19 protein-coding genes and 1 riboswitch are annotated in these 26,950 nt (G+C 50.9%); of the genes, 4 read left to right on the top strand and 15 right to left on the bottom strand.

Translation table 11 applies throughout. The annotated features are described in order from the left end of the window. Nucleotides 1–2: 2 nt before the first annotated feature. Both scpA and BM159_RS05945 read right to left on the bottom strand, forming a co-directional pair. Nucleotides 3–2,201 (bottom strand): methylmalonyl-CoA mutase, encoded by a 2,199-nt coding sequence (gene scpA, locus BM159_RS05950; protein WP_093913343.1) that lies wholly within the window; start codon nucleotides 2,199–2,201, stop codon nucleotides 3–5. After that, nucleotides 2,201–4,456 (bottom strand): methylmalonyl-CoA mutase family protein, encoded by a 2,256-nt coding sequence (locus BM159_RS05945; RefSeq protein WP_218149527.1) that lies wholly within the window; start codon nucleotides 4,454–4,456, stop codon nucleotides 2,201–2,203. The genes scpA and BM159_RS05945 overlap by 1 nt, the downstream gene beginning before the upstream one ends. Before the next feature lie 381 nt (nucleotides 4,457–4,837). Beyond that, nucleotides 4,838–5,019, bottom strand: a riboswitch (cobalamin riboswitch). A gap of 378 nt (nucleotides 5,020–5,397) precedes the next feature. Here BM159_RS05945 and BM159_RS05940 point away from each other — a divergent pair. Continuing rightward, nucleotides 5,398–6,435 (top strand): ABC transporter substrate-binding protein, encoded by a 1,038-nt coding sequence (locus BM159_RS05940; protein ID WP_093913342.1) that lies wholly within the window; start codon nucleotides 5,398–5,400, stop codon nucleotides 6,433–6,435. A gap of 66 nt (nucleotides 6,436–6,501) precedes the next feature. Then, nucleotides 6,502–6,705, top strand: coding sequence for a hypothetical protein (locus BM159_RS05935; RefSeq protein WP_093913341.1), 204 nt, complete (start codon nucleotides 6,502–6,504; stop codon nucleotides 6,703–6,705). 209 nt (nucleotides 6,706–6,914) lie between these two features. On the opposite strand, the gene BM159_RS05930 is transcribed toward BM159_RS05935, so the two are convergent. Then, nucleotides 6,915–7,937, bottom strand: coding sequence for a sirohydrochlorin cobaltochelatase (locus BM159_RS05930; RefSeq protein WP_093913340.1), 1,023 nt, complete (start codon nucleotides 7,935–7,937; stop codon nucleotides 6,915–6,917). Nucleotides 7,938–8,225: 288 nt separating this feature from the next. On the opposite strand from BM159_RS05930, the gene rbr reads away from it, so the two are divergent. Further along, the gene (gene rbr, locus BM159_RS05925; RefSeq protein ID WP_093913339.1) at nucleotides 8,226–8,798 is read left to right on the top strand and encodes a rubrerythrin; all 573 of its coding nucleotides are present in this window, start codon (nucleotides 8,226–8,228) and stop codon (nucleotides 8,796–8,798) included. 131 nt (nucleotides 8,799–8,929) lie between these two features. On the opposite strand, the gene BM159_RS05920 is transcribed toward rbr, so the two are convergent. The 10 genes from BM159_RS05920 to BM159_RS05870 form a co-directional block, all read right to left on the bottom strand. Beyond that, a complete protein-coding gene (locus tag BM159_RS05920) occupies nucleotides 8,930–10,528 on the bottom strand; it encodes an ABC transporter substrate-binding protein (RefSeq protein WP_093913338.1) in 1,599 nt (532 codons plus the stop codon). Nucleotides 10,529–10,781: 253 nt separating this feature from the next. Then, on the bottom strand, nucleotides 10,782–11,573 hold the full coding sequence (locus BM159_RS05915) for an ABC transporter substrate-binding protein (RefSeq protein WP_093913337.1): 792 nt from the start codon (nucleotides 11,571–11,573) through the stop codon (nucleotides 10,782–10,784). 142 nt (nucleotides 11,574–11,715) lie between these two features. After that, nucleotides 11,716–15,111, bottom strand: coding sequence for a heavy metal translocating P-type ATPase (locus tag BM159_RS05910; protein ID WP_143089404.1), 3,396 nt, complete (start codon nucleotides 15,109–15,111; stop codon nucleotides 11,716–11,718). 420 nt (nucleotides 15,112–15,531) lie between these two features. Continuing rightward, nucleotides 15,532–16,494 carry an ABC transporter ATP-binding protein gene (locus tag BM159_RS05900; protein WP_093913334.1) on the bottom strand — a complete coding sequence of 321 codons (963 nt, stop codon included), beginning with the start codon at nucleotides 16,492–16,494 and terminating at the stop codon, nucleotides 15,532–15,534. Continuing rightward, nucleotides 16,487–17,269, bottom strand: a complete 783-nt coding sequence (locus BM159_RS05895; RefSeq protein ID WP_093913380.1) for an ATP-binding cassette domain-containing protein — start codon at nucleotides 17,267–17,269, stop codon at nucleotides 16,487–16,489. Before BM159_RS05895 ends, BM159_RS05900 begins: the two co-directional genes overlap by 8 nt. A gap of 19 nt (nucleotides 17,270–17,288) precedes the next feature. Then, entirely contained in the window at nucleotides 17,289–18,119 is an 831-nt protein-coding gene (gene nikC, locus BM159_RS05890; RefSeq protein ID WP_093913333.1) for a nickel transporter permease, read from the bottom strand. 4 nt (nucleotides 18,120–18,123) lie between these two features. Next, on the bottom strand, nucleotides 18,124–19,062 hold the full coding sequence (nikB, locus tag BM159_RS05885) for a nickel ABC transporter permease (protein ID WP_093913332.1): 939 nt from the start codon (nucleotides 19,060–19,062) through the stop codon (nucleotides 18,124–18,126). A gap of 129 nt (nucleotides 19,063–19,191) precedes the next feature. After that, complete coding sequence (locus BM159_RS05880; RefSeq protein ID WP_093913331.1) at nucleotides 19,192–20,808, bottom strand: ABC transporter substrate-binding protein; 1,617 nt, start codon at nucleotides 20,806–20,808, stop codon at nucleotides 19,192–19,194. Between the two features lie 306 nt (nucleotides 20,809–21,114). Further along, nucleotides 21,115–22,446 (bottom strand): MATE family efflux transporter, encoded by a 1,332-nt coding sequence (locus BM159_RS05875; protein ID WP_093913330.1) that lies wholly within the window; start codon nucleotides 22,444–22,446, stop codon nucleotides 21,115–21,117. A gap of 106 nt (nucleotides 22,447–22,552) precedes the next feature. Beyond that, entirely contained in the window at nucleotides 22,553–23,590 is a 1,038-nt protein-coding gene (locus BM159_RS05870) for an extracellular solute-binding protein (RefSeq protein WP_093913329.1), read from the bottom strand. A 371-nt stretch (nucleotides 23,591–23,961) separates the two neighbouring features. On the opposite strand from BM159_RS05870, the gene BM159_RS05865 reads away from it, so the two are divergent. Then, nucleotides 23,962–24,933: a M14 family metallopeptidase gene (locus tag BM159_RS05865; protein WP_093913328.1), complete on the top strand. Its 972-nt coding sequence runs from the start codon at nucleotides 23,962–23,964 to the stop codon at nucleotides 24,931–24,933. 169 nt (nucleotides 24,934–25,102) lie between these two features. Here the strand turns inward: BM159_RS05865 and BM159_RS05860 are convergent, their stop codons facing one another. Beyond that, nucleotides 25,103–26,485, bottom strand: a complete 1,383-nt coding sequence (locus BM159_RS05860) for a TrpB-like pyridoxal phosphate-dependent enzyme (protein WP_093913327.1) — start codon at nucleotides 26,483–26,485, stop codon at nucleotides 25,103–25,105. 73 nt (nucleotides 26,486–26,558) lie between these two features. Further along, nucleotides 26,559–26,948, bottom strand: a complete 390-nt coding sequence (gene lpdD, locus BM159_RS05855) for a prenylated flavin chaperone LpdD (RefSeq protein ID WP_093913326.1) — start codon at nucleotides 26,946–26,948, stop codon at nucleotides 26,559–26,561. Nucleotides 26,949–26,950: the final 2 nt, after the last annotated feature.

Raw genomic sequence — 26,950 nt, 5'->3', positions numbered from 1 at the left:
CGTTATTCCTGAGCCGCTTCCTCTTTCGCACGGTCTACCAACATCTGCAGCAGTTTGATGCAGCACTTCGGAATGTTGGTACCAGGCCCGAAGATGGCAGCTGCACCATGATCGTACAGATAATCGTAATCCTGTGCGGGGATAACGCCGCCGATGGTTACCAGAATATCCTCACGGCCGCGTTTGGCAAGTTCTTCCACCAGAGCCGGCAGCAGGGTCTTGTGACCGGCAGCCAGGGAGGAGAAGCCTACCATGTGAACGTCGTTGTCCACTGCGTCCTGTGCGGTTTCTTCCGGAGTCTGGAACAGAGGCCCTACGTCAACGTCCCAGCCCATGTCAGCGAAGGAGGTCGCCAGAACTTTCTGTCCGCGGTCATGACCGTCCTGACCCATCTTAGCCAGGAAGATACGAGGCCGGCGGCCTTCCAGTTTTTCAAACTCTTTAGCCAGCGCATTGGCTTTTTCCATATCGTCGTTGCCGGAGAATTCGCTGCTGTATACGCCGGATACAGTGTGGATAACCGCATTGAAACGACCGGATACTTTTTCGATTGCGTCGGAGATTTCACCCAGGGATGCACGGTCGCGGGCTGCCTGAACGGCGCATTCCAGCAGGTTGCCGTTTTCGCGGCTTTCCGCTGCTGCGGTCAGGGCTGCCAGGTCACGGGCAACGGCTTCCGGATTCCGTTCCGCACGCAGTTTTTCCAGACGTTTGATCTGGGCGTTACGAACGGCGGTGTTATCGATGGACAATACGTTCAGCGGGTCTTCCTTGGCCAGACGGTATTTGTTCAGGCCGACGATGGTTTCCTTGCCGCTGTCGATATTAGCCTGACGACGGGCCGCGCATTCTTCGATACGCATCTTCGGCAGGCCGGTGGCGATAGCTTTGGCCATACCGCCCAGGGATTCAACTTCCTGGATGTGCGCCCAGGCACGGCGGATGATCTCGTTGGTGAGGTATTCCAGATAGTAGGAGCCGCCCCACGGATCGATGATCTTGCAGACTTTGGTCTCGTCCTGGATGTACAGCTGGGTGTTACGTGCCAGACGTGCGGAGAAATCGGTCGGCAGTGCGATGGCTTCGTCCAGTGCGTTGGTATGCAGGGACTGGGTGTGACCCAGTGCTGCGGACATAGCTTCCATACAGGTACGGGAGATATTGTTGAACGGATCCTGTTCGGTGAGGGACCAGCCGGAAGTCTGGGAGTGGGTACGCAGTGCCATGGATTTCGGATTCTTAGCGCCAAAGCTCTTCAGAATCTTCGCCCACAGTACACGGGCCGCACGCATCTTGGCAACTTCCATGAAGTAGTTCTTGCCCATATCCCAGAAGAAGGACAGACGTTTTGCGAAGGCGTCAACCTTCAGGCCTGCTCTTTCACCGGTGCGGATGTATTCCATGCCGTCGGCCAGGGTGTAGCCTAATTCCAGATCGCAGGTTGCGCCGCATTCCTGAATGTGGTAACCGGAAATGGAAATGGAGTTGAACTTCGGCATGTAGTTGGTGGTGTACTCGAAAATATCGCCGATGATACGCATGGACATATCAGGCGGATAGATGTAGGTGTTACGTACCATGAATTCCTTCAGAATATCGTTCTGGATGGTACCGGCCATGATCTTCTTGTCTACGCCCTGTTCCTCACCGGATACGATGAAGAAGGACAGAATCGGAAGAACGGCGCCGTTCATGGTCATGGATACGGACATCTGGTCCAGCGGAATGCCGGAGAACAGGATGTTCATATCCAACATGGAGCAAACGGATACGCCTGCTTTACCAACGTCGCCTACTACACGGGGGTTATCCGCGTCGTAGCCGCGATGCGTCGGCAGGTCGAAGGCGATAGACAGACCTTTCTGGCCCGCTGCCAGGTTGCGGCGGTAGAAAGCGTTGGATTCTTCTGCAGTGGAGAAACCGGCGTACTGACGCACCGTCCAGGGACGGAATACGTACATGGTGGAGTACGGCCCACGCAGGAACGGAGGAATACCGCTCATGAAATCCAGATGGTTGCATTTTTTGTAAATTTCAGCAGTGTACAGCGGATCAACCGGGATACGTTCCAGGGTTGTGCCTTTCAGGGCATCCCAGTTTTCACCGGTCTTCTTTTCCAGACCTTTCTTCCAGTCCTCATAGGAGCAGGAAGGGTGTTCGGGAAAACTAATCTTGGTGAAATCAGGATTCAGATTTGCCATTATTCAATCATCCCCTTCCTCTTCTGCAAGTCTTTCAGAATATCAAAGCAGTTGGCGGATACGCTGATGAAGTCGTCTACGCCTGCATCCAGATATGTCTGTTTCATATCTTTGGCAGGAGCGCCGGCCAGGAACAGTTTCATGGTCGGGTTGGCAGCTTTCAGCAGCGGAGCCATTCCCGGTACGTCTTCCGGATAGGTAGCGTCGGTGGAGCAGATAACCGCGCAGTCATACGGGGTACCAGCTTCGTCGATGCCGGCCTTCAGGGCAGCCGCTGCCTTTTCCCAACGGGAATTGGGCTTGTCTTCGTCGTCCTGGAAGCCATTGTTCAGATGCACGTTGAATTCGCCGACCTGCAGGAAGCTGGTGGAGAAGTCAGCGCGGGCTTTATGCTGCGGAATCGGTCCCATGTTGGCCAGGAATACTTCCACGTTTTTGCCGGTCTTGGCAATATATGCTTCGGTATCTCTGCGCAGAGCTTCGAATTTTTCCGTCCAGTGATGTTCCGCAATCGCTTCTACAGTTACCTCGCCTTCTGCCTTGGCAGCAGCTTTGGCAACCTGGCCGATCGTGGCGCCGGCAGCGAATGCTTCCGCTTCCGCGTCAACCAGAACGTCAGCAGCTGCTGCCTTAACAGCAGCCAGTTTTGCTTCCGCTTCTTTTGCGTCAACGTCGGCTTCATATTTTTCAACTGCAGCAACCAGAATCTTTTTGATCTCTTCGGTGTTTTCCGGACGGGGATCCAAAGGTTCTTCTGTCATGTTCGGATACATGTTTACGCCGACCGCGCGGTCTTTGCGAAGTTCCAGCGCTTTGAAGCGGGCAGCCAGGACATCGGCGATGCCTTTCTGGATGCTGCCGTCTTTCAGTGCCGCGATAACGCCGCCTGCTGCTTCTACTTCCTGGAATTTAGCCCAGATCTTTTCGGTGATCTGTTTGGTCAGCGCTTCAACGGCCCAGGAGCCGCCGGCCTGATCGATAGGCGCCTGCATACCGAATTCTTCCTGCAACATGATGTGGATGTTACGGGCAATACGGCGGGAGAAAGTGTCGCCTTTGCGGATCAGTTCGTCAAAGGGTTCATTTTCAAAGGTATTAACGCCGCCTACAACGCTGGAGAAGGACTGGGTGCAGTTACGCAACATGTTAACGTACGGATCGATCACGGTCTTGGTGAAGGATGCAGGACGGCCATGCACGAAGGAAGCACGGTCTGCTTCTTCCGCGCCGAATTCCTTCATGATGTTTGCCCAAATCTGGCGGGCTGCACGCAGTTTAGCGATTTCCATAAAGAAGTTAGCGCCCTGGTTGAACTCGAAGGCGATAGCCTGGGAAATATCGTGGATATCCAGACCGCGTTTCATCATCTGGCGTACATATTCAACTGCTACCGCATAGGTATAGGCAACTTCCTGAACGCTTTCCGCTCCACCAAGGGAGAACACTGTGCTGCGAACCAGGATGGTGCGCAGGCCGGGAGCGTTTTTCTTCGCCCATTTGATAACGCCGGCCATCTGGTCATACAGGGCATCCAGACTTTCAGCAGTCTTGCCGTTCTTTACCAGTTCGCCGATCGGGTCAGCGCCGATAATACCGTGCAGCTTTTCAATCTTTTTGCCTGCAGCTTTCAGAGCGGCTACCGTCATTGCCAGCAGGCGTGCAGAGCCTTCACCGGTATACAGCATATACGGCAGTTTTTCCAGATCCAGTCCGTCCAGCATGGTGTGCATGTCTTCCAAGGTGGTCAGGCTTACGCCCTTATCGCCGGGCTTTTCGGCATCTTTTACATCAATACCACCCAGGGTTGCGCTGTCAACGCGAACATGGTAAACCGTACTGCCTTTGGAAATTTCAAATTTCAGCAGTTCGTTGTTTTCCTGCGGTTCGGTGAGATCGCATGCCTGCGCGATACCCCAGGGTTCGTGAACGTATCCATTCACCGTGCTTCCGCGCAGGTAGTCACCCATGCCCGGATAATCATCCGTCGGCAGGATGTCTTTCCATTTACGCAGCGTGTAAATGGGGTCGAAGGTAATGCCTTCATAGTTTTTGGTGTACATCATCTTGTCAAAAGGTTTGCCTTTTAACAGTTCGTTACAGGCCGCCACCCATTCTTCCGGAGTGGGGACTGTAAACTCATCAAACGGAACATCCGGGTAAGACGCGTTCTGTTCGGACTTACGCAGAAGTTCTTCCAACTCCTTGTCAGTCATCGGCTTGGATTTGGACTGCTCGATGTTGGTTTCTTCAGCCATAAACAATTTACCTCCTCATAAGATTTTTGATTCTCCTCCCGGGAAATGCGCCCGGTCGCTGAATCTATGTAAGACCATCCGTCGCCGGATGGATGTTACCCAATAAAAAAGCCCTGCTCGTGTGAGAGTGATCACTGCCGCTGCCGTTTCACCATCTTCCTTCACCTTCAGACCCGTGCGGGTAACCCAGTGTCCGGCTGCGTTACCGCGCACGTGAATTCGGAAGGTTTGAGAATGGCAAATCATTATATGACGGTTGTCCAGGCCGTTATATAAACTAAATAAAAAACGCCTTTTCGTTATTGAAAAGACGGTTTGAAGGCAGCTGCCCGCCGGTTAACGGCTATGCAGTCATCTCCTCCCCGTCGCTCGCGGGTCAAGAAATGGGAGTTCATACAGGCAGTTCTTCTGACTTGGGTTCATCGCTCGCTTCGCCTTCCCAAAACCATTTGTTTCAGTGACATTTTTGAAGTTCGCTCCCCCTTACAGCGGCGGGACCGCGCCGGATTTGCACCGGACTTCTCTGTTGGGCCCTTGCGGGCACCTGTATTATTCGTTGTATTAAGTTATAAAACACTCTTCACCGGAAACGGTCGGATTTGAGTTGGCCTGACCGGTTTTCCTGTCCATTAATATAATAATAATTATTATTAAGAATGTCAAGTTATTTGTTATTTTTTATCATAAGATTATTTATTTTACTTGCTAATAAAACTCTATATTGATAGCAGGTTTTTTAAATATAGCTTATGCGGCAAATATTTGCGTAACCCGTTTATCCTTCTTTTTTATTATATGGTATTGTCGAAATACAGGCTTTCTGATAAAATAAATTTATAAAAAATCAGTAATTAGTTTGATTTACGATATATTTTGTATTAAGTAAATATATTGTTTTTCATTTTTCACTCTCACAATCCAACGGAAAAGGAGTCTGTGTTATGAAAAAAACTCTGAAAACTGTTTGTGCCTTGTCACTTACCGGTTTATTGCTATTCTCCCTCGGCGGCTGCGGCGGCGATAAGAAAGAAAACGCCAGGCCCGCTACACAGAAGCTGACGATTTACTGGGGCGCTTTAGAGGATTTCATGGCGGCGGATGTGGCCGCCTTTGAAAAAGAGACCGGAATCAAAGTGACCGCGGTGCGTATGTCGTCCGGGGAAACCCTGCAGCGACTGAAAGCGGAAAAAGATGCGCCGAAAGCTTCCGTCTGGTTCGGCGGACCGGCAGACGGCCAAATCCAGGCCAAAGCGGACGGACTGCTGGAGAAATACGTTTCCCCCAATGCTGCCAAAATTCCAGACCGGTTCAGGGACCGAGACGGATTCTGGACTGGAGTTTATGTGGGTTATCTGGGCTTTGCCTCTAACGGCAAACTGTTAAAGGAAAAGAATCTGGAACCGCCTAAGAACTGGAACGACCTGCTGAAACCGGAATATAAGGGACAGATCGTCATGCCCAACCCCAAATCTTCAGGCACCGGCTATACGCTGCTGGCTTCCATGTTCCAGCTGCGGGGCGAAGAAGACGCGCTGGAATATATGACGAAACTGGACAAGCAGATGAAGAACTATCAGAAGTCCGGTTCCGCTCCTGCGAAAATGGCAGGACAGGGTGAGTGCCTCATCGGCATCTCTTTCCTGCACGATGCCATCAAATTCCGGGAAGGGGGCATGAAAGACCTGATCCTGACCCATCCCTCGGAAGGTACAGGGTACGAAGTGGGTGCCGTATCGCTGATCAAGGGCGGCCCCGATCAGGAGGCGGCCAAACGGTTCATCGACTGGTGCCTGACTGCCAAGGCGCAGGAAATCGGTCAGACAGTAGGCTCCTACCAGTTCCTTACCCACCCCGATGCCAAACCACCTAAACAGGCAGACGAACTGAAAGGCATAAAGCTGATCAAATACAACTTTCTGTGGGCAGGCAGACATCGTGATGAAGTAGTAAATAAGTGGGAAAAAGCGATCGGAAAATAAAAGAGCAATTACTGTTATTAGTATAATTTGAATTATCAAAATATAAAGAACCGGAGGTGCCATTTTATGGAAGTGAACCGTGACGTTACCCGGAAGGATATTTTATATGGCGTGCTGAAACGCATGGACGAAGTAATCGACAGCATCAGCAATACAGTCAGCACCAAAGATTTTCTGGTACGGGACATAATATATGACCTGGACCGGCTGGAAGAAGCAAAGCTTGCTCTGGTGGCCGTACTGGAAGATATGAGCCACGAAAAGCAATGAGTAAATATTATCAATAAATAATTTTAATCTGTTGATAACTTTATTGTAAATAATTATAATTATAGTAGTAAAAGATAAGTGGCCAGGAGCCATCTGCCACGACAAAACCCCTAATCCTTCTTCTTCACCTTTTGTCACCAAACAGCAAAACGAAAAGCCCGCATTGGACCATGCGGGCTTTTCGTTTTATCTTTTTTAACTTTTCAGTTTTAATGGGGCATGCCTCCCGTCCGGCCTTCGGCTGCATTCTGCAGTGCATCCCAGCTTTCCAGGGCACGTTCCACAAAAATCTTACGGATTGCCGGATTCTCGCCCATGCCGTGAATGTAGGGCGTAACGGTAAATCCTTCTTTTTGCAGAATCACTTTGTGGGAATCGTCTTCGTCCCCCGCCATGTCGTTATTGGCGTGATCCCCTGCCACCATCATCATGGGCATCAGGGTCACGTGCTTTACGCCTTCCTCTTTCAGTACGGGAATGACGTGTTCCAGTACGGGCATGCCTTCCACGCTGTACACATGGATGTTGCCCCGCCCCAGTTTATTCAGGCGGTCCTGGATAACGGCATAAAACGCGTTGGAAGGATGAGGCGTGCCATGGGTCATCACCAGCAACGCCTCGTCGGCGGCCAGATCAGGAAACTGGGTGGCAAAGGCTTCCACCGTTTCTGCCACATCATCCCGCTGGTCCTCCTGCCCCTGCCAGAATAAAAGGGGCAGCCCCATGGTCATCTTCTTGAACTGATTGCGATAGTTTCTGTAAATGCCGCACTTATAGTCGTATTCCATGCCGGGAATAATATCCAGAGATGCCAGAGCAATGCGGGTATAACCTTCCGCTTTCAACTGTTCCAACGCTTCCTCCGGCGTGGGAACGGCAATGCCCTCTTTTGCTTTGATGCGGTCAATTATAATGTGGGATGTATAAGCCACCACAACCTTGATACCTGGTAACGCGTTCTGAATCTCCGCTACCGTAGCATTAATGGTCTTATCTCTCGTATCTTTCATTGTAGTGCCGAAGGACATCACCACCATAGCGTCCTTGTCTGGCAGGTCCTGCATCGCTTTGTTATTAAAGACCCGTACCCCGATTTCCGATGCTTCTAATAACGCCGGCGTTGGCTTTTTCACCTCGTCACTGAGTTTGTAACCTGCGTGACCCGGTACGGCAAATGCCATACCGCAAGTGGCTAATAATATGTCAGTAAGCATTTTTCGAAACTTTTTCATAACGGACGACCTCTTTCTCTGCCTGACGGAAAAACTTAAGGTTCATATTCACAGTAACATACACTGCAGGAGCAGATTCCTCCCAACAGTTATGATAATTATAAGTTATAACATATAAAAATGCAATACTAATAGAATTAATTCTTAATAAATTAAGGTTGGGAAATATGGAAAAAGAAAAGATTCATGTCTTTTTAATTGCTTCCTCATAATAATTGAATTATAATGGAATCAGACAGCTAAAAGTCTGGTAAAACTTTATTATTAGAATTAAGGAGGAATCAACACATGAATGAAGCAAAAGCAATGGAAGAGATGAAACGGCTGAAAGGCACTCAGACAGAGAAAAACCTGGCAGCAGCCTTTGCAGGCGAATCCCAGGCCCACGTAAAATACACATTGTTTGCCCGCCAGGCGGAAAAAGACAGCAAGATGAGCCGGCAGATTGCGGATATTCTTGATGAAACCGCCGCACAGGAACGGGCTCATGCCAAAATCTGGTTCTGGCTGCTGGGGGATTTCTCCAAACCCACTGCCGAACATCTGAAAATGGCTGCGGACGGGGAAAACGAAGAATGGACCTCAATGTATCCGGAATTCGCCAAAACTGCCAGGGAAGAAGGCTTTGATGAAATCGCTTTCCTGTTTGAACGGGTAGCGGAAATTGAAAAACGGCACGAAAAGCAGTACCGGCTGTTGCTGGCCAACATAGAAAACGAGAAGCTGTTCAAACGGGATGAGAAAAAACTGTGGATGTGCGCCAACTGCGGATATGTTGCGGAATCGGTAGAAGCACCGGAAGAATGCCCTGTATGCGCTCACCCGAAATCTTTCTTCGCAATCAAAGCTGAAAATTATTAATAATACTTTCTTTTCAGATCCGGACGGTACATAGCCGTCCGGATATTTTATTGCCGGTTTGCCTGAACAGGAACAGTACACTGTTCTGTTTTAAATCCCAGTATACAGTTAACTTCCATCTTTTTTTACCATTATTGTATCACTGCCGGCTTCCAGTCTTTGGTCTCCCAGTAATAATCACAGGGATGGATATCAGCATTTGCAATTTCCGCTTTGGAAACGATGTTGGTCCGGGGATAGCCGTAAACAATCAGCGGAAGTTCTTCCAAAGCGATTTTTTCCATCCCGATGATCAACTCACGGCGTTTGGCGGGATCGAATTCCACTGCCAGTTTATCGGACAGTTCGTCATATCTGGCGCTGCTGAATCCGCCTCCGTTATCTAGATTGCTGTTGTTTTTGTTGGTCTTTACGTACATGTTCATAAAGACTTCCGGATCGCCCTGGAAGGTTAGTATATTAGAGATACACAAATCGCCGGATCCTTCCCTGCCAATTTTATCGATCTCGGCGTAATCCACATTCTTCAGGTTGATTTTGATGCCCACCCTCCTGGCATCAGAACGGGTTGCTTCCGCAAACAGAGGCAGCTCTGCCCTGTTGCTGTAAAAGTAGTAATCCAGTTCCAGATTTTTGCCGTTTTTGTCAACAAAGCCATCGCCGTTGGTATCTTTCCAACCTGCGTCAGCCAGCAGCTTTCTGGCTCTTCCTACATTATACCGGTTCTTATCCGATTTAATCAGTTCGTTGAATCCATAGTGAACAGATGGCGGCAGCATCGGTCCGCCGGAGGTAAAAGTGTCTTTCAGAAGAAACTTGCAGTAAGCCTGGCGGTCTAATGCGGATGCCAGGGCTTCGCGAACCCGTTTGTCAGACAACGGTCTGCCTTCCTTAACGGTCAGGCGGGCTAAAACGCTGCGCACGGAAGCAATTTCACTGATGCGGAATTTCTTTGCATCCTTAAACAGGGCTAAGTCGCCGGAAGATATATCCGCAGCCACATCGATTTCGCCCTTCTTCAGCGCCATGGCACGGGTATTAGGATCCTTAATAGCAAAAATATCGAGTTTCTTGTAAAAAGCCCTGCCGTTCCAGTATTTTTCGTTCCGCTCCAATATACATTTATCTTTAGTGAGGGTTTTTACCACATAAGGACCGGTGCCGACGGGTCCCATCTTTTCGTAATCCCTGTCTGTAACAGAAGTATCAACAATCAGGAACATGGGATCGCCTAACATCTGCGGCAAGACCGGAACAGGCCTTGCGGTTCTGATCAACACATTCTGGCCTTCCATTTTGACAGAAACAACTGGAAGCATACGTTTGGCACGGGGAGACTTTTCTAAAGTACGGAGCAATGATTTGGCTGCTGCGTCACCGGTCACCTTGTTGCCGTTAGAAAACATAGCCTTGTCGTTGATCCTGAAAATCCAGGTCAGTCTGTCGTCGCTGATCTTCCAGCTTTCTGCAAGCCACGGGGTAACATTCATCTTTTTATCAAATTTGACCAGGGTTTCTCCGACACCGTAACGGACAACCTGACAGCCGTTGTAATCAACAGTAGGTTCCAGGGAGTCCGCAAAACTGGCAGCGGCAACTTTCAGTGTATCTTTTGTATCAGTCTCTTTGCCACCGTCTGCCTTTTTATTTCCGGCACCACAGCCCGCAACCGATAAAGCCAGCAGCCCTGAAAGTGCGATTACTGCAGATTTTTTCCAAATAGCTTTCATGTGTTTTCCGTTTCCTCTCCTGCTTTTTTATAAATAAATACCCGGGTTAATCATTCTTTTGAAGCCACTCTTTATCGTTTATAATTTTACCACATATTTGGGAACAACAGAAACTCCAATTTCTAATTTAAGATTTCTGCTTTTGGATTACAGATAACAAAATACCCGGTACGGATTAAAACCGTACCGGGTTTTTTATGAGCGTTATGTTAAATTTTGCTAGCGTTTTACTGCGAAAGGTCAAGGCTCCTTTTTATTTCAGTTTTCCAAAATAGTTGTTCTTCATCTGGTGGAAAGACGCCTGTGCCTGGTATTTCTGCAGACCTTCGTTCAGTTTGGCCAGCAGTTCCTTATTACCCTTGGTAACGGCAATCCCGATGCCATTATCCGATTCGTCAGGCAATGTCGCCACGATGTTCAGCTTACCGTTGTAAAAATTGGTTATGAAGAAACGGGCCGTATAATTATCCATAACAGCAAAGTCAGCCTTTTTATCCATGATCATCTTCAGGGCTTCTTCCGCTCCGCCGCATTCAATAACAGTATTTGAATACTTTTTAACCTGTTTCTCGTGGATACTGCCAATTTCTGCCGCAATGCGCCTGTCCTTCATGACGTCCACGCTGCCGGGTTTTGCTTCCGCGGGACCAATCACCACGTTGGAACTGACAAGATAGGGCTCTGTGAAATCAGCTGCCCTTTTGCGTTCTTCCGTAATGTTCATGCAGGAAATAACCGCATCTACCTGCCCGTCCTTAAGGGACGGTAACAGGTTGTTGAATTCCAGGTCCACGAACTCCACCCTGCTATAGCCCATCTCTCTGGCCACACCCTGCACCAGCTCCACGTCAAAGCCGATAAAGGCCTTGGTAGATTCCTGATAATATTCAAAGGGGGGATAGTCCGCATCGGTGCCCACTCGCAGCACCTTTTCCGAGGCAGCCTGCTTCTGGGCAGGAACCTCCGCTTTTTGAGTTCCGCCACCACAGCCCGCAACGGCAAGCAGGCAAAGAATTGATAATACAAAGCACAGAATTTTTTTCATGGCTTTACCTCCTTCTGTCTGCCTGATACAGCAGACGCCGCTGATTTTGGGAAACGTGAGAGCGTTTAATGTTTCCGTTAAAGGATGTCGGTTGCAGATCTTCCGGTTATTGCCTGCAACCGGTACTTCCGTTAATACGTGATCAGAACTTTTTATACAGCACGCGGCAGGCGTTCAGCACACACAGTACGGATACGCCGGTATCCGCGAATACCGCTGCCCACATGGATGCGAAGCCGAATAGGCCGGCCACCATGATGATGACTTTGACAACCAGGGCGAATACCACGTTCTGCCAGGCTACATTGTTGACCGCCTTAGCAATGGCAATGGCTTTGGGGATCGCGCTCATTTCGGAGTTCATGAACACCACGTCCGCCGCTTCGATGGCTGCGTCCGCACCGCTGCCCATGGCCGCACCTACGTCTGCGCCGGCCAGTACGGGCGCGTCATTGATGCCGTCGCCTACGAACATGACGCCGCCGTATTTGTTGCGCAGGTCGTTCATTTCTTTCAGCTTATCCTGCGGCAGCAGTTCTGCCCGGACTTCCTGGATGCCCGCTTCCGCAGCAACCGCTTCCGCTTCTCTCCGGGCGTCGCCGGTGAGCATAACCGTGGTCAGCCCCAGTTTGGTAATATCTGCCACAGCCTGTTTGGCATCGTCTTTCAGTGTATCGTTGATGAACAGGCTGCCCAGGAAGGTCCCGTTCTTTGCTACCAGCACTTCACTGCCGTATGCCGCAGCCTGGTAGCCGCTGAAGTCGATTTTGTAACGGTTCATCAGGCGAGTGTTACCGGCCAGCAATACATCTTTGCCATAGTATGCTACCAGGCCTTCGCCGGCGATTTCTTCAAACCGTTCCGGACGCTGCAGGGCCAGGTTCTTTTCCTTGGCTGCATTGACGATGCTGACAGCGATCGGATGGGTGGAAACCTGTTCCATTCCCGCGGTCTCCCGGAGGATTTCATCAGCGCTTACGCCGCCTGCAGGATTGACCTGCTGCAGCACGAAGTTGCCCTTGGTAACGGTACCGGTTTTATCCATAACCACCGCCGCCACGTTTTTCAGCATTTCCATGGCGTTGCCGCCCTTAAACAGGATGCCCAGCTTGGAACCGGCGCCGATGCCCGCAAAGAAGGACAGGGGCACACTCAGTACCAGAGCGCAGGGACAGCTGATAACCAGGAAAGTCAGAGCGGTGTAGATCCACTTATGCCAGTCTCCTGTAATCAGGGACGGTACAACGGCTACCAAAATAGCCAGCCCTACTACGATAGGGGTATATACCCGCGCGAAACGGGTAATGAATTTGTCAATATACGGCTTGTTGGCCGCCGCGTTTTCCACAGAATCAAGGATCTTGGTAACCATGGATTCCTGCAGTTCTTTTTCCACGCGGATCTTCAGCATGCCGGAGGTGTTCACGCAGCCGGACAGCACTTCATCGCCGTAGGTTTTGCGTACAGGCACGGGCTCACCGGTAACCGGGGATGTATCCAGCAGGCTTTCACCTTCCACAACCACACCGTCCAGCGGGATACGGTCGCCTACACGAACCAGCAGTATGTCGCCAACCCTGGCTTCTGCGGAAGGAATCACCTTCACGTCATCGCCCACCAACAGGTTTACGACCTCCGGACGCATATCCACCGCGTCCATGATCTGGTCACGGCTCCGGTCTGCTGCACGGTCCTGGAACCATTCGCCGACCCGGTAGAAAAAGATAACACCGACTGCTTCTTCCCAGGCCTGGATGGCAAAGGCGCCTAAGGTAGCCACGGTCATCAGGAAGTTTTCATCAAAGAATTCGCCTTTGGTCAGGTTCTTCAGGGCAGTCAGAACAATTTTCCATCCCAGGATCACATAGGCGATTACAAGGAAGTACATATGGTATTCTTCCGGTACCAGGCCCAGCCACTCTGTAATGATGAAGATGGCACCGCCTACTACCAGTTCAGTCAGTTCCCTTGCGTTTTCGCTGAGGAAGGATTTCTTTTCTTTTTTCCGTTCCGGAACCGGCGCATTATCTGCCCGTTCCACAATAGTCACGCCGTCTTCCACCTTGTCGGTGACAGCCTGCAGTTTGGCGGTGAGGCCGTCGTAGCTGCGGGCGGTAACCCGGAGCTGGCCGGTAGAATATACCAGCACAGCGTCCTCCACTTCCGGCATGGCTTTGATGGCGTCTTCCACCTTGGTAGCGCAGGCCGCGCAGTCCAGGCCCTGTACGTCGTAGGTGCGGAATTTGGCAGCACCGAACTGTTCTTTTTCGGAAATGGTCACGCCCTCTTCCGCTTTATCGGCTGCCGCCTGCATCTGGGGCAGCAGGCCGTCATAGCTGCGGGCACTGACCCGGAGCTGACCGGTCTCATAGACCAGAATGGCTTCATCTACGATCGGCAGGGCGGCGATGGCGTCCTGTACTTTCACAGAGCAAGCCGCGCAGTCCAGACCTTCCACTTTATAGGTGCGGTATTTTTTCTGGGCAGAAGCACGGACCCGTTCGGTAATAGTTACACCGTCTTCGGCTTTTTCCGCAGCCGCCTGCATTTTACCCAGCAGGTCGTCATAGTTATCGGCGGTAACCCGGAGCTGGCCGGTTTCGTAAACCAGGGTTGCCATCTTTACACCGGGGATGGCCGCAATGGCGTCCTGCACTTTTATGGAGCAGGCTGCACAGTCCAGGCCGGCCACGTTGTAGGTACGGAATTTATCGGACTGTCCCGGGGCTTCATCTCTGGGTACTACGGTTACATAAGACAGGAACGAACGGCAGATTTCCTGGAATATCGGCAACATAGCGTCCGGATTCTTGGCGGAAACACGGAGCTGTTTGGTGCCGAAGCTGACTGCCGCATAGGAAACGCCCGGCAGAGATTTCACTTTATGTTCGATCTTAGCCGCGCAGATGGGGCAGTCCAGATTAATCAGACTGTAAACCCGTTTTACATCGTCGGCGTCCGGCATACGGCATTTGCAGTGTGCCAGGCTCTCACCGCAGAAATCGCAATACTCTTCATGTGAGTTGCAGGCGGCGCACTCGCAGTTGTCCGGATGACCGGCCAGGTGCACTGCGTGGGTATAGGTCGCGTTGTGGTGCACCAGTTCGTGCTCGCTGTGATCATGGGTTGCGCAATCATCGCAGCCGCAGCTTCCGTGGTCATGGTCATGGTCGTGTCCATGGTCATGGTCGTGTCCATGGTCATGGTCGTGTCCATGGTCATGGTCGTGTCCATGGTCATGGTCGTGTCCGTGGTCATGGTCGTGTCCGTGGTCATGGTCGTGTCCATGGTCATGGTCGTGTCCATGGTCATGGTCGTGTCCGTGGTCATGAGCCAGTCCCTCGCCGTGAGAATGAGCCGGTACATGGTTGTGGTCATGTACGTGTTCGTGAGCATGTTGCTCTACGATTCCGTTTACTGCGTTTTCCTCCACTTCATTCACATGCTGCATCACGCCGCTCCCTTTTGCAAAGGTTCGTACTGCAGCGTCTTCAGCACTGCTGCGGACATCTTCCAGATCTCTGATCTCTTTTGCCATTTTAATTCACCTTTCCTTGCGCCTGAGCTCCGGGACTGTGACACGGTTCTCCCGGTTTTCTGTCCCTGATATCCCTTTCGGGATAAGGTTTGATAGTTGATATGTATTTCATGCTTATATTATAACATATGAGCAAGTGTTCATATGTTAATAGCCCTCATTTCACATTTTCTTCACATTTGCTAATTCCGTTTGTTTCAAATGTTACAATATTGTTCCGTTCTTCAACAAATGTGATCGAATGCAGATGTGTTTTCATATTGATAGTATCTACGCCAATGTAGTTAAGTGTATCTATACTGATCTAATTCACTTTAAAATCGAACTTTGCTTAAACTTTATTCTGGAACACAGGCGCCATCAGTTTTACAGCGCCTGTGTTACGTTACTCGTTATAGACTGTCACTGGAGTCCGCCCTCTTATTTGGTAAACAGATGGCAGGCTACCTCGTGACCCGGCGTCAATTCAACTAGCTTCGGCTTTTCGTGCTCGCAGCGTTCCGTGCAGTGCGGGCAACGGTTGCTGAACGGACATCCCGGAGGCAGGTCCAGCGGACTGGGCGGTTCGCCCTTGATATTCTCGATCTTCTTGGTAAAGTCCATCTTGGTATCAAAGACAGAGGCCAGTAACGCCCTTGAATAGGGATGGCAGCATACGTCTGACAGCCCTTCGCCCGGCATGACTTCCACGATATTGCCAAGATACATGACTGCCACCTGATGGGCAAAGGACTCAATCAGTCCCAGATCGTGGCAGATAAAGCCGATGGCAATGTTCTTCTCCCGCTGCAGACGGGTGATAAGTTCAATCACCGTTTTCTGTACGGAAACGTCCAGCGCACTGGTGGCTTCGTCCATAACGATGAACTCCGGTTCCAGGGCAATGGCACGGGCGATAGCCACGCGCTGCCGCTGACCGCCGGACATGTTATGGGGGAACCGGTCCGCAAAATCGCCGGGAAGCTCTACCAGTTCCAGCAGTTCCCGCGCTTTCGCGTCCATTTCAGACGGTTTAATGCGGTTAAAATTCAGCAGGGGCTCACAGACGATCTCCTTGATCTTCATCTTGGGATTAAACGATGTGGAAGGATCCTGGAACACCATCTGGATATGCTGGCGGTTTTCGTGCAGCTCCGCGCCTTTCATCTTTGTGATATCTTTCCCATGGAAGAAGATTTCGCCTTCCGTCGGGTAATCAAGCCATACCAAGAAACGCATGAAAGTACTCTTGCCACAGCCGGACTCGCCGACCAGGCCCAGGGTCTTTCCTTTATAAAACTTCAAATTGATATCATCACAGGCGGTAAGCAGGCGGCCGTCGTTGGTCGGAAAACGGCGGGTCACATGACGCGCGTCAATCAGCAGATCTTTTTCATCAAACATAGCGCTTACCTCCTAATGTCGGTACCGCATCCAACAGCAGCTTGGTATACGGATTGGTGGACTGGTGGAGTATATACTCCCGTTCACCCTGATCTACAACCTCGCCGCGTTTCATAACCACGATCTTGTCTCCCATATAGGCCGCAACACCCAGATTATGAGTTACAATGATAATACTGGTACCGTATTCGTCCCGAAGCTCCATGAACTGCCGGACAATCTGCGCCTGGGTCGTCACGTCAAGGGCCGAAGTGGGTTCATCAGCCAGCAACAGCTTGGGCTGGTAGGTCATGCCCATGGCAATGCCCACGCGCTGACGCTGACCGCCGGAGAGCTGGAACGGATAGGAACGCATCACGCGGTCTCCGTCCGGCAGACGCATCCGCTCAATCATTTCCACACCCTTTGCCCAGGCATCTTTCCTGGAGATATCCTCATGGGTCATGATATATTCTACATAGCTGTCGCCGATCAGGCGGGTCTGGTTCATCATGGCGCCGCTGTCCTGGAAAATCATGGACACATCATGACCCCGCAGCTTACGCCACTCTTTGTGTGTCAGCTTCAATAAATCAATTCCGTCGTAGGTAATGTCACCGGCGGAAACTCTGCCCGCACCGGGCAGCAGTCCCATGACCGCACGGATCACGGTGGTCTTGCCGCTGCCGGACTCGCCGACGATACTGCAGATTTCTCCTTTTTCCAGGTTCAGGCTGCAGTTTTTGACCGTAAGGTTCTTGCCATAGGAAATATCTACATTTTTAATCTCTAACAGTGACATGATATTCCCCCCCTTACTCTTCTTTAGGATCCAGAATATCCCGGAGATTATCCCCCAGCATATTGAAGATCACGACCGTAATAAAAATGGCAAGACCGGGATACAACATCAGCCAAGGAGCCGACTGGATAAAATCGCGGCCTTCACTCAGCATGGAGCCCCATTCCGGCGTAGGCGGCTGTGCGCCAAAGCCCAGGAAGGACAAAGCTGCAAGCTCCATCATCATACCGCCGATATCCGTCGCTGCCGTAATGACCAGCGTTGTAATCGTATTCGGCAACATGTATTTCCACAACATTCGCCAGGTACTGGAACCGGTAACAATCGCCGCATACACGTAATCCGTGTGGCGGACTTTCAGCACCAGGGAGCGGGCCATACGCGCATACTTAGGCCATGTCACCAGCGCAATAGCGATAATGGCGTTCCGCATGCTGGCTCCCAGCATACCGGCTACGGCAATGGCCAGTACCAGGCCCGGGAATGCGATCATCATATCCGCAATACGCATGATGACTGCATCTACCCAGCCGCCAAAATAACCGGCCAGCACACCCAGCGCCGTGCCGATTACAAATACCGTCAGCACCAGAGCAAAGGTAGACACTAACGAAATACGGGCGCCATACAGAACCCGGGCGTAAATATCCCGACCCATTTTATCCGTCCCGAAAATGTGTTTCGCGTCCGGCGCCATGATGGCATCCGCCAGATTGCCAGCTGTGGGATCTACGCCTCCGGAAAGTACCGGGGCAAAAATAGCCACAAGGACGACCATCAGGGCCAATATGGAGAAAAGGACAAAGCCTTTGTTACTCAAAAATTTGTTCTTTTTCGTTTCCATACGCTTACCTCCTCAGCCGCATGCGGGGATCCACATAATTGTAGGAGATATCTACAACCAGGTTGATCAGCATATAGATAACGGAAACCCAGAGCACATACCCCTGAAGCAGGAAATAGTCTGCGGACATAATGGCGGATACCGCCAGATTGCCCAGCCCCGGATACGAGTAGATGATCTCGACAACACTGGTGCCGCCCAGCAGGGAACCGATAGACAGGCCCAGCATGGTAATCAGCGGCAACAGAGAATTCGGGAGCACGTTGCCCCACAGAATCTTGTTTTCCGAAACGCCACGGGCCCGGGCGCCGATTACGTAGTCTGAATGCAGTTCCTCCAGTACTGCCGTGCGTACCTGACGGGTGTACTTGGCCGTCATGGCAACCGCCAGTGTCACCGCCGGCAAAATCAGCGACTTAAAATCACCGGCAGAGGAAACTACCGGTAAAAGCCCCAGTTTTACACAGAAAATCAGGATCAGCATTAAGCCGAGCCAGAAGTTCGGGATGGACACCCCGAAGAAGGTGATCATGCGTACAAAATAATCGATAGGTTTGTTATGATTGACAGCAGAAATCACACCGAGGGGCACCGAAAAAAGGAGCATGAGCACGGTAGAGGCCAGTGTCAGCTTAAGGGTTGGCCACAGGCGCTCAAGCAGTAAATCTTTAACCGGCTTCTGCAGCATGAAAGAATCGCCGAAATTGCCCTGCAGGCAATTGAACAGCCAGTCTTTGTACTGTGTAAAAAACGGCTTATCCAGACCCAGGGTCTTACGCATCTCTTCAATCATTTCCGAAGAAGGCATGACACCGGCATGAGTAAATATATTGCGCGCAGGATCGCCCGGCGACAGATAGGTTAATAAAAAGGTCAGAAAGCTGATGCCGATCAGCACGATCACCATTTGCAGCAATCTGGATATAATAGCATTCTTATTCATTGACTTCTCTCCCAGTCATAAGCGACGAATCGCAGATATAAAGAGAAAATTACACAGAAGGGATACGGGGTACAACCTCCGTATCCCTTTGTGTTTACTTTTGCAGCCGCCTATAAGCGGATTAGTGGGTTATTTCGCTCCAGCCGGTTTGATTTCGTCGGTGATCCAGTAGTAATCCAGCGGATACATGTGGGCAGAACCAACCTTATCATTGTTGTAGATGATGCAGCTGTTGTAGTAACCGTCTACCAGAACGGCCGCTTCGTCGATCAACGTCTGCTGCAGGGTCTGCATTAACTCAGCATAGCGTTTCGTATCCATCGTGGTCAGCAACTCTTCATAAGCCTTATCATAGGTGTCGCTCTTGAAACCACAGTAATTCGCTTCGGCTTTGCTATACCAGTTGCCCATATAAACGGTGGGAGCGCCTGCAATCATGGAGTTCCAGTTATTGTTGTTGAAGTCGTAGTCACCGGCAACCAGCTTACTCCACTGGTCGTCAGAACTGCCGTACTCGCTCTTTACGCCAATGCCTACAGCCTTCAGGTACTGGGTGTGGGCGTCGGAGAAGTCGTTCAGCAGACGGTTCGCGTAGGAGATGTAGCGCAGCTGGATATTCTGGCCGTTCAGTTCACGGATGCCGTCGCCGTTGGTATCTTTGATACCGGCTTCGTCCAGGATCTTCTTGGCGCCTTCCGGATCGTATTCATAGGGGTTCTTCAGCTTGTCAAAGCCATAACCCAGGGAGCTGGGGATGACAGACGGGCCTGGGGTGTACAGGCCGCCGATGGTGTTGGATTTGCAGATGGTCTTATAATCAATGGCTTTCAGCACGGCCTGACGCAGCGCCTTGTTTGCCAGCGGTCGGCCTTGTTTCATGTTCATCCAGCTGAAACCGCAACGGGTACCCGGCGCAATCTGCACGGTGAATTTCTTATCTCCCTGCAGTGCTTTCAGGTCCGCAACGTTCATGATGTTTTCTGCCAGGTCGATCTGGCCGGCGCGCAGCGCGTTAGCCTTGGCGGAAGCGTCGCCCATGAACATAATTTTAACCTGATCGTACGGAACCTTGCCGTTCCAGTAATGTGGGTTAGCCACCATTTCGTAACCTACCTGGTTTTTGAAGGATTTAACCATGTAGGGGCCGGTGCCGATGGCGCCATTCTTCATATCCTTGCTGCCCTTTACGTCCAAAATGACCATGCTGGGGTCAGCCAGACTGGCCGCCATATTCGGGTAGGCCTTTTTAGATTTGATAGTAACAGTGCCGGCCGCATCATCAGCCGTAACCACTGCTTCAAAATCCAGGAACTGCTGCGGCCTGGTGGATCCCTTCTTACCGGCTTCGCGGATCCAGTCCAGATATTCTTTAACTTTTGTAGCGGTCATTTCTGTGCCGTTACTGAATTTAATCCCTTTTTTCAGTTTGAAGGTCCAGGTCTTATTGCCGTCGCTGGGGGTAGCGGATTCTGCCAACTGCGGAACCGGTTTTACGTTATCGTCAAAACGGAACAGGGTCTGACCAACGCCAAAACGGCTGCAGTTCCAGGCAGTGTTAGTCTGTGCAGACGGGTCGATACCGCCGTCAGCGTACATCTGGCAACCAAAAACCAACGTTTTGGCTGCAGCCTTGCCGCCATCTTTAGGAGCATCTTTCTTGTCACCGCCGCCGCAACCGGCCAGCAGACCACAGGTAACGAGACCTGCTACCAATAACGCTGCGGATTTTTTAGATAATTTTTTCATAGAGTTCCTTCCTTTCCAAGTTAGATATTAAATAAAAAGGTGAAATTAAGAAGACTGTTTTTCACCCTGTGAAACCTGTTCCCTATTGCTTACTCTTCGACGAAAACAACATTTCTCTCGCTTACGGTAAGGCGTTACTGCTCTTTCAAGGCTCTGCAAGTACGTTTTTTAACTGTGATAATGTTATCATATCTAAAATGCAATGTCAATAAAATCGATAATCTTATTAGTACTTTTTATTATTAATTTCTCTTTTGCGCTTTTCACAAATATCCTGACCGCTCAGGAAAAACCTATTATAAACCCTTACACCGGGGGGCGCATCATCCATGTGCCCTTCCGGTAGTACCAATACAGCATGGCGCCGGCCGTTCCCCAGGTAATGGGATAAACGGCCACCAGCAGGCGGATATCGTGAGCCAGCTGCATGAACCCGAACAGGATGACCGTTCGCAACAGACACTGATTGAAAAGCACGATATACATCGGTACGTCCGACAGACCGCCGCCGCGCAGCGTGTCTGCGAAAACCTCGAGAAATACATAGAAGAAATAGAACGGGAAAGAGATCCAGATAATGGTGACGCCCATATCAATGACCGCAGGATCCGTGTAGAAGACACCGAAGGTCTCCCGTCCGAAGTAAAGCAGGACGGCCGCCAGCACCAGTGAATAGCCTACACCAAAAATCAGCGTCGTGCGCAAGCCGCTCTTCACCCGGCCATAGAGCCTTGCCCCAACATTCTGCCCGGTAAAGGTCATCATGGCCTGGCCCAGGGCGACCAGCGGCATGTAGAACAGCAACTCGATTCGGTAGTAGGCGGTAAAAGCCGCGATAGCCACCACGTCGAACCCGTTGATGAAATACTGTACGAATACATTGGAAAGGGTAACCACCACACCCTGCAAGCCCGCAGGCAAACCGATGCGGATGATTTCCCGCATCAGCGGCCGGTCGACGGCCAGTTTAGGAATGCTCATGACACCATCATGGAGCAGGTAGTACACAGCAATAATCGCCGAAAGCACCTGGGACAGAACCGATGACCAGGCTACCGCCAAAATCCCGTTGGACATATATTTGATAAACAGGAAATTCGTCACTACATGAATAATACCGCACACCAGCTGAATCAGCATGGGCGTCTGCGAATTGCCCAAAGCCCGCATAACGCCGGCCGCCATATTAAAAACCAGCATAAAGGTCAGTCCCAGGAAGAATACCTGTACATAGTCCAGGGCATCCTGAAAAATACTGGCCGGAGTCTTGACCGCGTTTAAAAATGCCGAACCGGAAAACTCACCGATAATGGTTAGCAGCACGCCGCCGATCAGACCCAGCATCATAGAAGTATGGATGGATTTACTGAGCTGCACTTCTTCCTTGCGGCCAAAAGCCTGGGCAATGACCACACCGGCACCGATGCTTATACCGGTAAACAGATTTACCAGCGCCGAGTTCAGCAATACACTGGCCCCCACAGCTGCCGAAGCTCCCGTTCCCAAATAATTGCTGACAAAAAGAATGTCAACGGTCGTATATAATTGTTGAATCAGACTGGCGCCAAGCAGGGGCAGAGCAAACAGCAGCAGCTTTCGTGCAATGGGGCCGTTAGTAAGATCAAGGGTTTTAGCCAAACGTAGTCACCTGAGTTTCTTATGATTTTTTAACTTAGTGCTACAGCTTGAATCACACCGCAGCACCGGTATATTCTCCAAAAAACTGAGCAAAACTGTACCGTAATCACTTCATGATAGCGGCAAATTTTTCTTTAACCTGCTTTTCTTCAACCGCCAGCTTATTCCAGTTCACCGGCAGCGAATGAATCCTTAGTTCCATCAGATTTTGCGCGCCGGCAGGTTCCTTCACACCGTATTTCACCGGGTGCATATAGGCCAGGCTCATGGCCGACTGCCCTTCCCGGCTCAGCCACCAGTCCACCAGCTTCTTGGCGCCCTCAGGGTTTTTCGTATCCTTCAGGATACCAATATAGCCGGGTACAAGTACGCTGCCCTCCTCCGGATAAATAATGGTCGTGTTTACGCCCTGGCTCATTTTTTGTTTCAGAGCGTTTTCTTCCATGTTAATGATAATGGGATACTCGCCATGAGCAAACTTTTCACGCATTTCCTGGGTTTTGCTCACGACCACGCCGTTTGCCTTAAGTTGTTCCCAGTACTCCCAGCCGTATTTATCCTTCAGCGCCGCCACGGTTGCCAGCGCAGTAGCTGCTGCTTTCGGATTGGGCATGGCGATCTTCCCCTTATATTTGGGGTCCAACAGATCCTTCCAGCTCCTGGGAGGTTCCTTTATCTTATCGTTATGTACGGCTATCACCATAGCGCTGATGCGAATGGGCGTAAAAGCGCCGTCTGCGTCCACGGGCTCCGCAAGTTCCGCCGATTCCGGCGACTTATAGTTCAGCAGCTTACCGTCCTTCTTCAGCTGCAGGTAAAAATCAGGATCTGAAATCATCACCAGATCCGCTTCTGCCCGGCCGCCTTTCATCTCATCCAGAAGCTTCGCCTTCACACTTTCGCTGCCAGCCGTCTGCCAGTTCACTTTCACGTCCTTCAGCTGCTGTTCCACAACCGGCTTGGCCATTTCCTGTACCATCCCGTTGTAAACGGACGTGTATACCGTCAGCCCGGCGACCGGTTTTGCCGCAGCCTTTTCCGCAGGTTTATCCGAGGGCTTTTTTCCCATTCCGCCGCACCCCGTCACCGCCAGCATACCTGCCAGCAACAGGGAAACCGCTGCGCCCGCAAAATTCTTTTTCATCTTTTTGCTCCTTTAAAACACCGTTAGTATTGTCGTCCACTACTGTTTATGAAATTATTGAGATATATTATTATTACGCTTACTATATCAAATCAATGCATTCTTTGCAAGAGAAAACTACAATTGATATTAATTTTAAGCAGCTCCGGCAACAAGAAGTATTTAACAGATATAAACGCAGAAAATACGCGAGTTTACGCAATCATTAAAACGATTTTCCTATAGCATTATAAAGTGTATTTTGTAATATAACCAAACAATAACAGAGAAAACTAACAATAATTATTATTAAGTGGATTAAAATCTTGTAACTAATCAGTGTTTTATGTTATAATACCCACATAAATTTTCAAAGAAAAGGAGATTCCCCAATGTCACAGGACATGACGATTTGCGGACTGGAAATAAAACGCGGAACCAAGCTGCGGACCATGCTGCCGGTTCCCGATACGATGACAAAAATACCTCTGACGGTGATCAACGGTGTAGACGACGGTCCCACCCTGCTGATTACCGCCGGCATCCACGGCGGCGAATATCCGGGCATCGCCGCAGCCATAGAACTGGGCCGGGATATTGAGCCGGAGCATGTGCACGGTTGCCTGATCCTGCTGCACCCTGTCAATATCCAGGGCTTCTGGGCGCGCCGTGAATTCATCGTTCCGGAGGATGGAAAAAACCTGAACCGGGTCTTCCCCGGCACTCCCCTGGGCACTCTGGCGGACAAGACCGCTTACCTCATCAGCAGCAACCTGTTTACCATTGCGGACTACTATGTGGACATGCACAGCGGCGATATCCACGAAAGCCTGCATCCTTATGTATATTACCCGGGCCAGCCGACACCGGAAGTGGAAAAGGCCTCCAAGCGTATCGCCAAGGTCGTTGATGTGGAGTACATGGTACGTTCCCTTGCAACAGGCGGCGCCTACAACTACGCAGCCAGCACCGGCCTGCCCTCTATTTTAATCGAGCGGGGTGGCGCGGGACTCTGCCTGCATGAGGATATCGAAGCCTACAAAGACGATATCCGCAATATACTCCGGCGGCTGAAAATGTTTGAACTGCCCGTCAAACCGCGTCATTATCATCCCCGGGATATCACGGACATGATTTATCTGGAGTCCATGGAGACCGGCTGCTGGTTCCATCACATCCACAGCGGTGACTTCGTACAGAAAGGCCAGGTACTGGGACGCACTACTGACCTGTTCGGTCAGACCATCACAGAATATTACGCGGAAATCTCCGGCGTCATTTTGTACGTTTGCCCGGCCCTCTCCGCACCGAAAGGAACCATCCTTGTCGGTTACGGCCAGGTCGTGGAAGATGACGACGACTGACGGTTTTGTAGAAATTTAATATTAAATAAAACAGCAACACGCTCTGATCCCGCGAATTATCTTTCGCAGAACCGGAGCGTGTTTTTATTATCATTTTTATAAAGGAAAAGCTGACCAATCCTTATTTCAACAGGATTTTCTTTCGCCGTACCTTGCCGCAGGAAATACTCTATTCCTGAACAACCGGAATCTTCGGCAGTCTGTCCATGCTCACCGCCAGTTCCTCGTCTGTGGGGATATAGTCGTTCAAATTGCCGGCCTGGTAGTTTTCATACGCCAGCATATCAAAGAAGCCGGTACCGGTAAGGCCGAACAGGATGGTTTCACTGCGCCCTTCTTCCTTGCAGCGTTTTGCTTCTTCAATGGCGCCCAGAATCGCATGGGCGGATTCCGGCGCAGGCAGAATGCTCTCGTATTTGGCAAACAGCGTCGCCGCTTCGAACACATTGGTCTGTACCACGGCTTTGGCTTCCATGTAGCCGTCATGGTACAGCTTGGATAGGATGGGCGCCATACCGTGGTAACGCAGCCCGCCCGCATGGATGGGGGATGGGGTGAAAGTGCAGCCCAGGGTGTACATCTTCGCCATGGGCGTGATCTTACCGGTGTCGCAGAAGTCATAGGCGTAACGGCCCCGGGTCAGGGACGGGCAGGAGGCAGGCTCAATGGCTACCAGACGGGGATTCGTCTTCCCCTGCAGCTTGTCTTTGGCAAAGGGCGCAATGAGACCGCCCAGATTGGAACCGCCGCCGGCACAGCCAACCACTACGTCGGGATATTCATCCAGCAGCTCCATCGCCTTAGCGCTTTCCAGACCCACAATGGACTGGTGCAGCAGCACCTGGTTCAGTACAGAGCCCAGTACATACTTCACATTGTCTCCTGAAACAGCCCGTTCCACCGCTTCGGAGATGGCGCAGCCCAGACTTCCGGGGTTATCCGGATTATCCGCCAGGATCGCCCGGCCTGCATTGGTGGTATTGCTGGGACTGGCTACCACGCTGGCCCCAAAGGTCTGCATGATTGCTTTGCGGAACGGTTTCTGATTATAGGAAGCCTTCACCATGAACACTTCCAGGGGCAGACCGAAATAGCAGCAGGCTTCCGAAAGGGCTGTGCCCCACTGACCGGCGCCGGTTTCCGTGGTCACACCGTTCAGTCCCTGCTTCTTGGCATAATAAGCCTGGGGAATGGCGCTGTTCAGCTTGTGGCTGCCGGACGTGTTGTTGCCTTCAAATTTATAGTAGATCTTCGCCGGGGTATCCAGCGCTTTTTCCAGATTGTAGGCGCGGCACAACGGGGACGGACGGTAGTTCTTGTACATCTCCAGCACTTCAGGGGGAATCTCGATATACTGAGTATCGTTATCCATCTCCTGATGGGCCAGTTCTTTGCAGAAAACAGGATACAAATCTTCCTCGGATACCGGTTTACCCGTTGCGGGATTCAGCATAGGCTCCGGTTTTTCCTTCATGTCCGCCCGCAGGTTATACCACGCTGCCGGGATCTGGTCTTCCGTTAAATATAATCTGTGGGGTGCCTTCTTTGCCATGTTTCATTCCTCCTGAAAAGTTTAATTTATTATATAATACTATGTAAGAACATGTAAAAATTTACAACCTTTGTCAACCGTGTTTTCCCTTATTTATAATATATTGGCCGATGAACCGTTCCGCCAGTTCCTCCGCCTGACTGCAGAGATACAGTATCTCTTCCCCGGAAGCATTGTCTGTGTGGATTCCCACATTTACGGAAACAGGTTCGCCCACGGCGAGGCAGATTTTCCGCGCAAGCTCCCGGGCCAGTTCTTTGTCCTTATGGCCGGGCAGTGTGATATCCCATGTGTCGCAGCTGGACAGGTCCCCGCATCCTTGCGGTGGCAGCGATGCCAGGGCTGTACCACCTAAATGGGGGCGCTCCCCGCCGGTAATAAAAACCACCAGCCCGTTGCCATCAGCAGTCAGCACCCGGAAACGAACCTGATATTTTCCTTCCCCCTGCGTAAGTTCAAACATAT

This window comes from Succiniclasticum ruminis DSM 9236, assembly GCF_900112895.1.
Classification (GTDB): domain Bacteria; phylum Bacillota; class Negativicutes; order Acidaminococcales; family Acidaminococcaceae; genus Succiniclasticum; species Succiniclasticum ruminis.
Note: the sequence above shows the minus strand (reverse complement) of the source record. Positions and strands in the feature narration are given on the sequence as shown.

What these genes read in the sequence shown, in the direction of transcription:
- scpA (WP_093913343.1), bottom strand. Translation starts at nt 2,201, where the DNA reads ATGGCAAATCTGAATCCTGATTTCACCAAGATTAGTTTTCCCGAACAC.
- BM159_RS05945 (WP_218149527.1), bottom strand. Translation starts at nt 4,456, where the DNA reads ATGGCTGAAGAAACCAACATCGAGCAGTCCAAATCCAAGCCGATGACT.
- BM159_RS05940 (WP_093913342.1), top strand. Translation starts at nt 5,398, where the DNA reads ATGAAAAAAACTCTGAAAACTGTTTGTGCCTTGTCACTTACCGGTTTA.
- BM159_RS05935 (WP_093913341.1), top strand. Translation starts at nt 6,502, where the DNA reads ATGGAAGTGAACCGTGACGTTACCCGGAAGGATATTTTATATGGCGTG.
- BM159_RS05930 (WP_093913340.1), bottom strand. Translation starts at nt 7,937, where the DNA reads ATGAAAAAGTTTCGAAAAATGCTTACTGACATATTATTAGCCACTTGC.
- rbr (WP_093913339.1), top strand. Translation starts at nt 8,226, where the DNA reads ATGAATGAAGCAAAAGCAATGGAAGAGATGAAACGGCTGAAAGGCACT.
- BM159_RS05920 (WP_093913338.1), bottom strand. Translation starts at nt 10,528, where the DNA reads ATGAAAGCTATTTGGAAAAAATCTGCAGTAATCGCACTTTCAGGGCTG.
- BM159_RS05915 (WP_093913337.1), bottom strand. Translation starts at nt 11,573, where the DNA reads ATGAAAAAAATTCTGTGCTTTGTATTATCAATTCTTTGCCTGCTTGCC.
- BM159_RS05910 (WP_143089404.1), bottom strand. Translation starts at nt 15,111, where the DNA reads ATGGCAAAAGAGATCAGAGATCTGGAAGATGTCCGCAGCAGTGCTGAA.
- BM159_RS05900 (WP_093913334.1), bottom strand. Translation starts at nt 16,494, where the DNA reads ATGTTTGATGAAAAAGATCTGCTGATTGACGCGCGTCATGTGACCCGC.
- nikC (WP_093913333.1), bottom strand. Translation starts at nt 18,119, where the DNA reads ATGGAAACGAAAAAGAACAAATTTTTGAGTAACAAAGGCTTTGTCCTT.
- nikB (WP_093913332.1), bottom strand. Translation starts at nt 19,062, where the DNA reads ATGAATAAGAATGCTATTATATCCAGATTGCTGCAAATGGTGATCGTG.
- BM159_RS05880 (WP_093913331.1), bottom strand. Translation starts at nt 20,808, where the DNA reads ATGAAAAAATTATCTAAAAAATCCGCAGCGTTATTGGTAGCAGGTCTC.
- BM159_RS05870 (WP_093913329.1), bottom strand. Translation starts at nt 23,590, where the DNA reads ATGAAAAAGAATTTTGCGGGCGCAGCGGTTTCCCTGTTGCTGGCAGGT.
- BM159_RS05865 (WP_093913328.1), top strand. Translation starts at nt 23,962, where the DNA reads ATGTCACAGGACATGACGATTTGCGGACTGGAAATAAAACGCGGAACC.
- BM159_RS05860 (WP_093913327.1), bottom strand. Translation starts at nt 26,485, where the DNA reads ATGGCAAAGAAGGCACCCCACAGATTATATTTAACGGAAGACCAGATC.
- lpdD (WP_093913326.1), bottom strand. Translation starts at nt 26,948, where the DNA reads ATGTTTGAACTTACGCAGGGGGAAGGAAAATATCAGGTTCGTTTCCGG.